We start from the raw sequence: 12,700 nt of genomic DNA on the forward strand, positions 1-12,700 counted from the left end.
TTTCTCCGAAGCCCTCACGGACGCGTCGCTAAGCCCGATCCGGGGAGTCCGCCGCGGGAAACCGCACGGTGAAGCAGCTGCCCTCCCCCTTCGCGGTCTCCACCTCGATGGTGCCGCCCATCTGCTCGATCGCCTGCTTCGTAACGGCCAGGCCGAGGCCCGTGCCCTCGTACGTCCGCCCGGGGCCTTCCGACTCCTGGCGGAACGGCTCGAAGAGCTCCGGCACACGGTCCGGGTCCATGCCGACGCCGGTGTCCTCGATCTCCAGGACCACGTCCTCTCCTTCGCTGCCGGCCCGGATGTGGACCGCGCCGCCCTCCTCGGTATACTTCAGCGCGTTGGAGATCAGGTTCTGGAGGGCAATTCGCAGGCCGCCCTCGTCGACGCAGGCCCGAAGAGGGGCGCCGGACGTCTCCACGTTCAGGTCGATGCCCATTGTGCGTGCCTCGGGTTTGAATAGATCGGCGGCCTCCATCGCCTCGTCCGCCAGGTCCAGTGGGCTGCAGTCGAGTTCCATCTCCCCGGCCTCCAGCCGCGAGAGGTTGAGCACCGTGTCGAGCGTCTCGAGCAGGCGGTGTCCGCTCTCTTCGATGAGGCTGGCAAACTGATCGAGAGTGGTGACGGCGTCGGAGGGCGAGCCCGAGTATTCCGACAGGCTCGTGGCCTCGTCCCCGATCACCTCGGCGAACCCGATGATCGAGGTCAGTGGGGTCCGGATCTCGTGGCTCATGTTGGCGAGGAAGGCGCTCTTCATCCGGTTCAGGCGCTCGGCCTCCTCTTTGGCCGAGACAAGCTCGCCCTCGTATTCGATCCGCCCGAGCACGAGGGCGGCGTAGGTCGAGAGAATCTCGATCAGGCGGCGGTCGAAGTTCGCGATGGCCCCGGCGTCCAGGGACGCGACCGAGATGGTGCCGTGCCCCCCAATTGGCACGACGGCCGTGGCCCGTACGGCCCCGTAGTCGACGGCATTGTCGAGGGCCTCCAGGTCGTCGAACACAGCCGTGTCCCCCTCCCGGAAGGCCGTGGCCACGACGCCTTCGCCCGCCACGTCGAAGGTTGGCGGGTCGGGAAGATGCGTGGACACGTCGGGCGAGGCCTGAACGGGAACGAGCCGGTCGCCCTCACGGAAGCGGACAATGACGAAGGGGTATCCAAACACCTCGTTCACGAGGTCGACGATGCAGCGGCCCACCGCAGTTTTGTTCTCGGCACGGAGAACTTGGCTCGTCGTGGTGTAGAGGGCCTCCACCTTTTCCTGACGGTCCTGGAGCCCCTGCTCACGGCGCTTCCGCATCGTGATGTCGGTGGCCACCCCGATGATGCGTTCGAGCCGTCCGTCCTCGTCGTACACGCCCGCGGCCCGGTCGCGCACCCATCGGACAGTGCCGTCGGGCTGGACGACCCGATACGTCTCCTCGTAGGCGTCTGGGTCGTCGCGCTGGGTCTCCAGGGCCGCCTGGACGCGCTCCCGGTCGTCCGGATGGATCGCCTCCACGACGGCGTTTGGATGATCCTGGAGCTGCTCGGTCGGGCGGCCCCAGATCTCCTCGTAGGCGTCACTGATGAACTCAATCTCCGACTTGTCCGCCGGGCTCATCCACACCACGTCCGTAATGTTCTCGCGGAGCTGCTTCAGCAGGTGCCCGCGCTCGCGGAGTTTGCGCTCCTTTGCCTTCCGTTCGGTAATGTCGGTGTAGATGGCGTACCCTTCCGTTGGGCCCGTGCCCTCGTCCCGGAGGGTCACCTGGACCCGAAAATCCCGAACGCCGTCGCTCGTCTCCCGTCGTACCTCCCGGTCCACGGGTTCGCCGGCCAACAACCAGCGACGAATGGAGTCCGCCTCGTCCTGGGCGTTGGGGGGCACGATGTGGCCCTGGAGATTCTCGGTCCGGATCTGCTCTTCACCGACCCCGAAGATTGACTCGAAGGTATCGTTGACGGTCTGGACCCGGAGGTGGCCCTTCTCGTCGGGCCAGCCGTGTACGACCGGCGTGGGCAGGTTGTGGAAGAGGGCCTCGAACCGGTCGCGCTCGGCCTGCAGGGCCTGCTCGGCCTCCTTCCGCTCGGTGATGTCGAGGAGCACCCCGTTGAAGAGGATCTCGTCCGCTCTCTGCTCAGGCATCGCGGAGCAGAGCAGCCAGATGCGCGTTCCGTCGGGCCGCTCGAATGGCACCTCGAAGCGGGCGGGTCGCTGCTCGGTGATTGCCTCCTGTACGTTGGTCAAGTACTGCTCCCGGTGCGTCGGCGGGATGTGCTCCACAAATCGGTCGTGAAACCCGTCCGGGTTGCCGGAGAGGCCCAGAATGGCCTCGGCCTTCTCCCCAATAAAGTGATTGCCCCACTCCCCGTCGGGGCGGGCGTAGAACTGGTAGGTTACGCCCGGAAGGCTGTTGGCGAGCCCGCGCAGCCGAGCCTCTTTCTCGCGGAGGGCCCCCTGTGCCCGCTTGTGCTCGGTGATGTCCCACCCTGTTGTCACGAACTGACGGGTCCCGTCGACGACAAGACACCGCACGTCCACCTCGACCGGGAACGTCGAGCCCTCTTTTCGTCGGTACCGGCCCTCCCGTCGGTACTGGTCGCCAGGGGCCATGCCTGCCCATCGGTCCCGGGCCTCGTCCGGGTCCAGGGAGACATCGAGGTCCCACATGTGTCTGCGGGTGAGCGTGTCGGCGTCGTACCCGGTCGTTTCGCAGAGGTGCGGGTTGGGCAGGAGAAGCTGCCCGTCGGTGTCGTGGAAGGCGATCATGTTGGGCGCCTCCTCAAATAGGGCCTCGATTCGGGCCGAGGCCTGTTGGAGATGGGTCTCGTGCTGGCGGCGCTCCAGCGTCTGCTCCACGGCCTGCACGAGGAGAGCAACGGCCGCGGCGTCCGATTCGGTGAACGAGGTCTGTCGTGAGGCCCGGTCGACGAAGCAGAGGGTGCCGTACAGATCCCCCTTCACCACAATCTTCGCCCCCAGATACGTGGACAACTGAAATGCTTCGTACGCAGGGGTGGCATCCCAGCCCTGCTCCGGCGCGTCCTCTAGGGCCAGGGCGTCCTCGCGCACGATCACGCAGCGACAATAGGTTTCGGCTAATGATACCGTGTCGCCCTCGGCGACGGTGGGGTGGGACTCGCTGACCGCCATCACCTCGTAGGTGGAGGCCGCCGTGTCGATGCGGGAAAGGTACCCAAGCTCGACGTTGAGCCACTCGGCACCGAGTCGGAGGAGCGCCCGCAGCGTTTCGTCGAACGGAAGGCTCTCGTCGTTCCGGAGGCCGCGGAGCCGGTTTCGATAGGTTTGATTGTCGGTCGCGGGGTCCAGGGAAATGCCATCCCCGTTGAGGGAGAAGAACATCCCTGAAGGTTGGTCGGGGTCATTCATATGCGATCAGGGCACTGCTACGTGGGCACAGATGCGTCCCCTCAACGCGCCTCTTTACGGATGCTCAGGCCCCGAGACGTGAGAAGAACGATCCCTTGAGGGGGAATATCGGTACTAGACGAGGTGTATATGTTTGTCCTGTTAAATTTTTCTTCAATGAACGTTCCGGCACCTGCGTGTTGACTACGCCTCCTCCGCCCCAGAAAGGTTCCAAGCGAGTCCGTCGGGGCCGGCGTTGACGACCCGGGTGGGCCCGATGGTGGCGGTATTTCCCCAACTGCCGTGGATGTGGCCGCAGACGGTGAGCCGTGGCGCGTGGGCCTCAATGGCCTCGCGGACCGCAGCGCTGCCGAGCGATTGGCCCGTCGAGTCACGGTCCACCGCGCCCTTCGGCGGAGAGTGCGACACGAGCACAGCTCCCTCTGGACAGTCCGACAGCAGGGCTCGCGCCTCCGCTTCGGTCAGGTCGTAGCTCCACGGGCCGAACGGGGTCACGGGCACGCCGCCGCCCAGGCCGAAAAACGGGGTGCCGTCGATCGTCGTGCCGCCGCCGTGCAGCACGTGCGCGGCGTCCCAGCCGACGGCGTCGACCCGGGCCTCCAGTTCGTCCTCCGTCTCGGCGTTGCCCGGCACGAGGACCGTGGGCGTGTCGATGGCGGAGAGCGTCTCGATGGGCGCCTGCAGGTTGCGGCGGGCCACGCAAAAGTCGCCGGCGCCGACCACCACGTCCACCTTCGGGGCGCGGTCGACGAGGCGCTGGCAGGCGTCGCGGTCGCTGTGCACATCGCTGAAGAGAAGGAGGTCCATCGGGGGGAGCGTTGAGCGTTCGGGCTGAAGCGCCTGGGGTCCGCTGAACACGTTTCAGGTCGTCAGGAAGTCGAGGACCTGCTGGATCGACCCCGCGTCGGTGGCGTAGAGCTCGGTGTACTTGCACTGGGTACAGGTGACGGTCGTGAACCGTTGATTTTCAACGTCGAGCATTGAGGAAAGGCCGCCCCCGGACGCGCGGAGTTCGGCGGTGTCGAAGGTGTCGCTGTCGCATTTGGGGCAGGTCCAGTCGTCGTGGGTCATGGGTCGTCGGAGGATGTTGTGAACGGAGGTCTACGCGTCGGTCTTGAGCCGGCGGGCCGAGTTGCCGACGACGCCGAGGCTACTGGCGGCCATGGCGAGGGCGGCGAAGAGGGGGTTGATGAGGCCGACCAGGGCCAGCGGAATGGCCACGGCGTTGTAGAGGAAGGCCCAGGCCAGGTTCTGGCGAATGCGGCGTCGTGCGGCCCGGGCCAGGGAAAACACCGCTGGAATGTGGGTCAGGTCGCCGCGCAGGATCACCACGTCGGCGGAGTCGGCGGCCAGGGCGGTGGGGCCGAAGGCGATACCCACGTCGGCCTCGGCGAGGGCGGGGGCGTCGTTGCTGCCGTCCCCGATCATGGCGACGGTCCCGGCGTCGCGCAGCCCGCGGACAAGGTCGGACTTCTCGGCGGGCTGCACCTCAGCGATCACGCGGTCGATGGCGTCGTGCGCGCGGAGCGGGCGGGCCGCCGCGGCGCTGTCGCCGGTGAGTACGACGACCTCGCGCTCGTCGCCCCGGAGCGCGTCCATCACGGCGAGGCCCTCGTCCCGCAGGGTGTCGCCCACCACGATGAGGCCCTGCACCGCGCCGTCCCACCCCACGGCGACGGGCACCTGGGCGTTTTCCTGCGCGGCCGCGGCCCGCTCGGCCAGGGTGTCGTCCATGCGCAGGCCCTCCGTCCGGAGCCACTCGGGGTGGCCCACCCGCACCCGATCGTCGTTCACCCGGCCCTCCACACCCCGGGGGTAGCTGCGCACGTCGGTGGCCGTGGCGGGCGCCCCGTCGCCGGTGGGGGCTGCCTCTTCGTCTTCGACGATGGCGCGGGCCACCGGGTGGGCAGCGTGCTGCTCCACCGCGCGGGCCCGTCGCCACGTCGCCGCGTCGGCCGCGGCGTCTACCACCTGCATGGCCCCGGTGGTGAGGGTGCCGGTCTTGTCCACCGCCAGCGTGTCGACGTCCGGTGCCGTCTCGAAGAGCGACACGTCTCGGATGACGATGCCGCGCTCCAGGGCCGTGCGCAGCCCCGAGGCCACGGCCAGAGGCGTGGCGAGGCCGAGCGCGCAGGGGCACGAGACGATGAGGACGGACAGTCCCGTGAGCAGGGCCGTCGTGGCGGACGCGCCGCTGGCCCACTGCCAGCCGAACGCGACGGCCGCCAGGACCAGCACGAGCGGCACGAACACCGCCGCGATGCGGTCGGCCACGCGCTGGGCCCCGGGCTGGCTCGACTGGATGTTCCACATGAGGTTGACGAGGCGGTCGAGCGTGCTCTCGGCGGCCTCCCCCACCTCGATCGTGAGGGCGTTGTTGGTGACCACGGCGCCGCCAATCACGTCGTCGCCCTCGGTGCGGGTCACGGGGAGGGACTCGCCGGTGACCAGCGACTCGTCGACCGCGGCGCGGCCCTCCACCACCGTTCCGTCCACGGGGACGCGCTCCCCGGCCCGCACCTGCACCCGATCGCCCGGCGTCAGGTCGTCGACGGCGACCGTCTCCGTTCCGCCGTCGGCGACCCGCCGGGCCTCGTCCACCTGCTCGCGGGTGAGCGTGCTCAGCAGGTCGGTGGCGCGGCGCTTGACCTGGTCCTCGTAGTAGTGCCCCAGCGACACGGCCATGATGATGACGACCGTTACGTCGAAGTAGACGTCCGTCTGTCCCATGAGCACGGCCCCGCCGCTGTAGAGGTAGGCGCTCACGGCGGCCAGGCCCACGAGCAGGTCCATGTTGGGCTGAAGTACGCGCAGGCTCACCGCCGCGCCCCGCAGGGTGGGCCAGCCGGTGACGAGAAGAACGAAGGTGGTGAAGGCCCACACGTTTGCCAGGACGTAGGTGCCGCCCTCCGCGCTGAGGTCCACGAGCCCCTCCCCGCCCAGGTGGACAGGGTAGAGAAGGACGATGTACACGGCCATCACCATCATCCCGAAGAAGCCGCCGAAGATGAGGCGTGCGGCGGTGTTCTGGTCGGCGGCCTCCTCGTCGGGCGCCGTCAGGTGGGCCTCGTAGCCGGCCTGGCTGAGGAGGGCCGGGAGGTCGGACTCACGGTGCCGGGACGGGTCGTACGCGACCTTTGCCATGTCGGAGGCGTAGCTCGCCTCCGCCTCGTGGATGCCGTCCGTCGACGCGGCAACCGTCTCGATGAAGTCCTCGCAGCTGGTGCAGTGCATCCCGCGGACGTGCAGGAAGGCCGTCTCGGTCTCGGCGGCGGGCCCGTTGGGGGCGTGCCCCGCGTGGCCGTGCCCGTCGCCGTGGTGGCAGCACGCGTCGTGCTCGTCATGGTCGGCGACGCGGTGGGCCTCCAGACAGCCGGAGCAGCAGAACACGCCGTCCACGTCGTCGCCCGTGACGGGGGCGTCGGTGGGCGCATCGCAGTAGGTGCAGCGGGGCATGGGCAGAAAGGGAGAAATGAGCAAATCACCTGCGGATACAACGCCGAGGACGCGTGGTCGATTCGGGCGCGCAACGGCCGGGGGGCGACGAGATGAACGTTCCCCTCAGTGCACGGGCATACCGGCAGCCACGGCAGCTCGACATTCGATTTCGGGTTTTGCAAAGATACTGCTTGAATCATCTTTTCTTTACAAAAGTGCAACTGGCCCTCAATAATCATTATTAGTGTTTTTCTGTGAGCCTCCTCAATAAGACTCCCCAGTCTTCATTTGTGCCTGCCCCTACTGCCGTTACGAAAAAAAGCACCGGTTCCGTTGTCGGAATCGGCGCGTCGGCCGGCGGCGTCGAGGCGCTTCGCCGCTTCTTTCGGCATCTGCCGGACGACACGGGCATGGCCTTCGTGGTCGTACTGCACCTCTCGCCCGACCACGAGAGCAACCTCACTGAGATCCTTCAGCACGAGACGGATCTGTCGGTGCAGGAGGCGGTGGACGAGTGCCCCCTCCAGCCTGATCACGTCTATGTCATTCCGCCCCAGCACGAGATGCGGGTGGAAGGGACGACGCTTCGGCTCTCGGAGCGCTCCCCCAACCATCGCCCCAACGCCATCGACGTCCTGCTGGGCTCCCTGGCGGAGGAATATCAGGACGAGGCCATCGGGGTCGTGCTGTCGGGGACCGGGGCGGACGGCACCCTCGGCCTCCGCTCGGTAAAGACCCACGGGGGCATCGCCATGGTTCAAGAGCCGGCCGATGCCGACCACGAGGAGATGCCGCGCAATGCGCTGGACGCAGGGGTGATCGACCTCGTGGCCCCCGCCGACGAGCTTGCAAACCGCCTGTCGATCTACCGGCAGAATGCCCGCGTCATCCAACTTCCAGAGTCCGAGGAGGACCTCCCCTCCGACGAGCAGACCATCCTCCAGAAGATCTTTGTGGAGCTCCAGGCCCGGACCGGGCACGACTTTAGCCACTACAAACGATCCAGTGTGCTGCGCCGGCTCGAGCGGCGGCTCCAGGTTACCGACGTGGAGACCCTGAACGCCTATCTCCAGGTCCTCCACGATCAGCCCGGGGAGGCCCAGGCCCTCTACGAGGAACTGCTCATCAGTGTCACGCGGTTTTTCCGGACGCCGGACGCCTTCGAGGCGTTGGAGGAGACCGTCATTCCGTCCCTGTTCGATGAAAAGTCCCCCGATGAAGAGGTTCGCGCGTGGGTGGCAGGGTGTGCAACAGGGGAGGAGGCCTACTCGCTCGCCATGTTGTTGCAGGAGCATGCCCATGCCCTGGACCGACCGCCCGAGCTCCAGGTGTTCGCGACCGACGTCGATCCTGAAGGCCTCGACACGGCCCGGATGGGCATTTACCCCCCGACCATTGAGACGGACGTTTCCGAGGAGCGCCTCGGCCGGTTCTTTCGACGCGAGGACGACCAGTACCGCATAACCCCGTTGCTGCGCAACTCGGTGGTCTTCGCCGAGCATGATGTAACCCAAGATCCCCCCTTCTCGAACCTGGATCTGGTGTGCTGCCGAAACCTGCTCATCTACCTTGACCAGCAGATGCAGGAGCGCGTGTTCCGGCTCTTCCACTACGCCTTGAACGACGATGGCATTCTGTTCCTTGGGCCGTCGGAGGCGACCGGGCCCGCACAGTCGCTCTTCTCGGCGGACGGCGAGACGAAAAGCATTCTGAGAAGGACGACCGGGTCCGCCGACAACCGCCCTATTCCCCTCTTCCCGTCGTCGGAGACTGCGATGGAGCCACGTCCACGGCCCGCGTCTCCTGTGACTAAGGGGCAAGACCTGGCGGGTCTCCATCAGCGCCTGCTGAAGAAACAGGTGGCGAGCGTCATCGTCGACGAGAACTACGAAATCGTCCATCTCACAGAACAGGCCGGGGCATTTCTGCAGCACGAGAGCGGAACGCCCACCCATAACCTCCTGGACAAGGCAGTGCCGTCGCTGCGGATGGAATTGCGCGACGCCCTGCACCAGGCGTTCCGGAAGGGCAAGACGACCGAGCGGACCCTCTCCGTGTCCGGTCCGGCCGGTGTGTCGGGGTCCGTGCACGTCCGTGTCAGCCCCGTCGACGATCCCGATGTGGACCGACCCTTCGCTCAGGTGCGCTTCGTAGAGACCGACGAGCTCCTTCCGGCCGTCCCGGAGAACGAAGTAGATCAGGAGCCCGAGGCCGGGCCGACGACGCGGGAGCGAGACCTCGGGCAGGAACTGGAGGACACGAAGGAGCAGCTCCGCATCATGAATGAAAAGTATGAGACGGTTACCGAGGAGATGGAGACGGCCAACGAGGAGCTCATGTCGATGAACGAGGAGCTGCAGGCCAAAAACGAAGAACTGCAGACCAGCGAGGAGCAGCTAAAATCCGTCAATGAGGAACTGGCGACCACCAATCAGCAGCTCAACGTCAAAGTGGAGGCGCTGGACCGGGCCAACAATGACCTCCAGAACTTGATGGAGGCGACGGAGGTCGCAACCCTGTTCCTGGACCAAAACCTGGACATCCAGCGCTATACCCCACCGATCACGGACATCTACGGCCTTCGGGGCTCCGACATGGGGCGCCCCATCACCGACTTCACGCCGAAGATTAAATACGACTCCCTCGTGGAAGACGCCGAGCGGGTGCTGAGCGACCACACCCCGATCGAGCGCGAGGTGCAGAACGAGGAGGGCCGAGTGTGGTACCTGATGCGCCTCCGGCCATACCGAAGCGCGGCGGAGAACGTGGAGGGGGTAGTAGTGACCTTCGTGGACATTACGGCGCAGAAACGCGCCGCGGAGATCCTCCGAGAAGAGCGTGATCTCGTGTCCGCCCTAATTGACACCGCCGGTGCCCTGATCGCGGTACTGGATGAGGACGGAGCGATCGTGCGCTTCAACACGGCCTGCGAGCGCCTTACCGGCTATGACGCCTCGGAGGCGGAGGGGGAGGACCTCCGCGACCTGCTCGTGGATCCCAGCGACCGGGACGCCGTCACGACCCGGCTTAACGCCCTCGCCGACGGGACGACCGACCGGGCCGAGCTGGAGATGCGATGGGCATCGGCGGAGGGCGATCCACGCCTCGTCAGAGGGTCGTTCACGGCTCTCCGAAGAGAGTCCGGGGGCGTGCAGTACTTCATCGTGAGCGGCACCGATGTCACCAGACACCGCGAACTGGAGCGCGAGGTGATCGAGATCAGCGATCGGGAGCGCCGCCAAATCGGGGCAAACCTGCACGACGTGATCAGCTCCGGGCTGACCAACGTGACGATGCGCGTGGACACCCTGATTCACGAGATGGAGGGGGAAGAGGGCACGGTAGAGGCGGAAGATCTCCGACCTGTCACGGACAAGATCCAGGAGGCCGCCGACCAGATTCGGGCTCTCTCCCACACCCTCGTCCCGAAGGCGCTTCGGGACGGCCACCTGGCCGGCGCCCTCGCCGACCTGGCGGAAGAGGAGGAAGACTTCTCGAACGTCTCGTGTGCCTTCGTGGGGGACCCCGGCGAGACGCACCTAAACGACGAAGCCACCGCGATGAACCTGTACCGAATCGCCCACGAGGCGGTGGCCAATGCCCGCGAGCACGCCGACCCGACCCGCATTTCGATCGATCTGGGCCGGGAGAACGCAGACCTTGTCCTTACGGTCCGCGACGACGGGGACGGGTGGGACGGAGCGGCCCCGGAGGAGGAGGGACTCGGCCTGCACCTGATGCGCTACCGAGCCGACCTCATCGGGGCTACGCTCACCCTCACGAGCGGCGACGAGAATACGGTGGTGGAGTGCCGCCTGCCGCTTTCGTAGGAACGGGGGCGAAACGGAGGCAGGCGTCGCAACCTCATCCTGGTTTCAAGGCTCGGGCTTGGGCCCGTGCGTCCCTGCTTTGTAGATTGGCGGGACGTTAACTGTACTCCCTCCCCGACCCCCATCCCGAGATGACCTGGTGGGAAGCGTTGCTCCTCGGCCTCATTCAGGGCCTGACCGAATTTATTCCCGTTTCCTCCTCCGGCCACCTCGTGCTGGGGCAGTACCTGTTGGGGCTCGACAAAGAAGCGGCCGACGTAACGTTCGAGGTCTTTGTGCACTTCGGCACCGTGCTCAGTATCCTCACCGTGTACTGGGAAGACGTAGCGGAGCTGCTGAAGGAGGCCTGGGCCGGACTCCGGGCGCCGTGGGCCGCCCCTGCGCGCTTCGCGGAGAACGATACCTTCCGGCTCGGGGTCTTCATCCTCGTCACGCTCGTGCCCACCGGCGTAGCGTACGTGCTCTTTCGGGAGCCGCTGGAGCAGATGTTCAACAGTCCACTCCTCACGAGTGCGATGCTGCTGGTAACGGGCCTCCTTCTGCTCCTCACGCGAATCGGCCCGCGCCCGGAGGGGGACCTGAGCGGGCTCAAGGCGGTCGTCGTGGGGGTGGCGCAGTCATTCGCCATGATCCCGGGCATTTCGCGGTCGGGCGCCACGATCTGCGTCGCGCTCTACCAGAACGTGGCGCCGGAGCGGGCGGCGAACTTTTCGTTTCTGATGCTGCTTCCGGTGGTGATGGGGGCGACGATTCTGAAGGGGCTGGAGCTTGCAGAACAGGGCCTTGGAACGGCGGGCGGGCCGCTGCTGCTGGGCACCGTGGCGGCGTACGGCTCGGGCATCGGGGCCATCTACGTGGTGCTCGACGTGGTGCGGCGGGGAAATCTGCAGTACTTCGCGTACTACTGCTTCCTCGTCGGGGGGCTTGGGGTGTGGCTGTTGTAGAGCGCGGGGGACGGGCAAGAACGACAAAAGTGCCTGGGAGAGCGGGTCCCATCGCAAATCGCGGGGGCCACGCCGCCGCACCCTGTGTCGACGACGGAGGGGCTGGGCCGTTCGTAACAATTGCGTCGACCCGCTCGTCTTCAGCGCGGCACCGTACCGAGGACCCGTCTGCATCTTTTCGGGGGAGCTCCCGTTGTAGAGACGGTCGCCATCTACTCCCTCACGCCCCACGCCATGCGACTCACCGACGAGGAAAAAGCCGTTCGACGCGAGATTGAGGACTGGCAGCACGCGGACGCCTCCGTGGCGTCGCAGGCCATGGACTGGGCCATGCGGCCGGTAGACTGGGCCGTGGAGCAGGTCGTGCCGGCCGAGCAGATGGATCAGGTCGCCGACCGGATCGAGCAGTTTCTCTCTACCCTCAGTGACGCGTCGGAGTGGACACACGCGTCGGACGACATTTTGGCCGCCGCGGAGGACCGCGGCCTCCCCGCCGAGTCCGTCCAGGACCTGCGCAACCGGCCCGTCGCGGATCTCGACGCGCTGGCCCGCAGCCGCTTCCGGCAGAACACCCTCCTCGCCGCACTGGAGGGGGGCGGGACGGGGCTCGCCGGAGCGGCCTTCGTCGCCGCCGACATCCCGCTTCTCTTCACCATCAACCTGCGCCTGATCCAACAAATTGCGGCCAGCTACGGCTTCTCGCTGGAGGGGCCGATGTTTCGGCCGCTCGTGCTCTCGATCTTCAACGTGGCGGCGTCCGGGGGGCGCGAGGCGCGCAACGAGGCGCTGCGCGAGGTGAGCGTGGCCGCGGCTGCGTTCGCCGACGACCTCGACTACGCGGGGCGCGTGTCCGGCACCTTCCGCGACCAGAACCGCCACGTGCCGCGCGAGATTGCGAAGACGCTCCTGGAGCGCAAGCTGGGACAGACGGTTCCACTGGCCGGGGCCGCCGTGGGCGCGGGCGTCAACTACTGGTTCACGACGCAGACCGCCGAGTCGGCCTTCATGTGCACCCGGGCGCTGTACCTGGACTGGAAGGAGCGGCGTTGAGCCCGAGGCGTTGGGGAAGCAGAACGGGCACCGGCTGCCCGGCTCGCCGCGGGGCGCCTGTCAGGCCTGGT

7 protein-coding genes are annotated in these 12,700 nt (G+C 66.8%); 3 read left to right on the top strand and 4 right to left on the bottom strand.

All coding sequences use genetic code 11. The features are described from left to right. Positions 1–28: 28 nt before the first annotated feature. The 4 genes from OJB03_RS01310 to OJB03_RS01325 form a co-directional block, all read right to left on the bottom strand. Positions 29–3,367 (bottom strand): PAS domain-containing sensor histidine kinase, encoded by a 3,339-nt coding sequence (locus OJB03_RS01310; protein ID WP_263784552.1) that lies wholly within the window; start codon positions 3,365–3,367, stop codon positions 29–31. A 183-nt stretch (positions 3,368–3,550) separates the two neighbouring features. Beyond that, a complete protein-coding gene (locus OJB03_RS01315) occupies positions 3,551–4,174 on the bottom strand; it encodes a metallophosphoesterase family protein (protein WP_263784554.1) in 624 nt (207 codons plus the stop codon). A gap of 54 nt (positions 4,175–4,228) precedes the next feature. Continuing rightward, positions 4,229–4,438: a zinc ribbon domain-containing protein gene (locus OJB03_RS01320; RefSeq protein WP_263784556.1), complete on the bottom strand. Its 210-nt coding sequence runs from the start codon at positions 4,436–4,438 to the stop codon at positions 4,229–4,231. A gap of 30 nt (positions 4,439–4,468) precedes the next feature. Next, a complete protein-coding gene (locus OJB03_RS01325; RefSeq protein WP_263784558.1) occupies positions 4,469–6,823 on the bottom strand; it encodes a heavy metal translocating P-type ATPase in 2,355 nt (784 codons plus the stop codon). A 272-nt stretch (positions 6,824–7,095) separates the two neighbouring features. Between OJB03_RS01325 and OJB03_RS01330 the strand changes: the two genes are divergently transcribed. From OJB03_RS01330 to OJB03_RS01340, 3 genes are all read left to right on the top strand, one after another. Next, positions 7,096–10,635, top strand: a complete 3,540-nt coding sequence (locus OJB03_RS01330) for a chemotaxis protein CheB (RefSeq protein ID WP_263784561.1) — start codon at positions 7,096–7,098, stop codon at positions 10,633–10,635. Between the two features lie 131 nt (positions 10,636–10,766). Beyond that, on the top strand, positions 10,767–11,579 hold the full coding sequence (locus tag OJB03_RS01335) for an undecaprenyl-diphosphate phosphatase (protein ID WP_263784563.1): 813 nt from the start codon (positions 10,767–10,769) through the stop codon (positions 11,577–11,579). 234 nt (positions 11,580–11,813) lie between these two features. Beyond that, entirely contained in the window at positions 11,814–12,629 is an 816-nt protein-coding gene (locus OJB03_RS01340; protein WP_263784565.1) for an EcsC family protein, read from the top strand. Positions 12,630–12,700: the final 71 nt, after the last annotated feature.

This window comes from Salinibacter grassmerensis, assembly GCF_947077765.1.
GTDB lineage: Bacteria > Bacteroidota > Rhodothermia > Rhodothermales > Salinibacteraceae > Salinibacter > Salinibacter grassmerensis.

Excerpts from the sequence above, each read along its gene's own strand:
- OJB03_RS01315 (WP_263784554.1), bottom strand. The coding sequence starts at position 4,174 with ATGGACCTCCTTCTCTTCAGCGATGTGCACAGCGACCGCGACGCCTGC.
- OJB03_RS01320 (WP_263784556.1), bottom strand. The coding sequence starts at position 4,438 with ATGACCCACGACGACTGGACCTGCCCCAAATGCGACAGCGACACCTTC.
- OJB03_RS01335 (WP_263784563.1), top strand. The coding sequence starts at position 10,767 with ATGACCTGGTGGGAAGCGTTGCTCCTCGGCCTCATTCAGGGCCTGACC.
- OJB03_RS01310 (WP_263784552.1), bottom strand. The coding sequence starts at position 3,367 with ATGAATGACCCCGACCAACCTTCAGGGATGTTCTTCTCCCTCAACGGG.
- OJB03_RS01340 (WP_263784565.1), top strand. The coding sequence starts at position 11,814 with ATGCGACTCACCGACGAGGAAAAAGCCGTTCGACGCGAGATTGAGGAC.
- OJB03_RS01325 (WP_263784558.1), bottom strand. The coding sequence starts at position 6,823 with ATGCCCCGCTGCACCTACTGCGATGCGCCCACCGACGCCCCCGTCACG.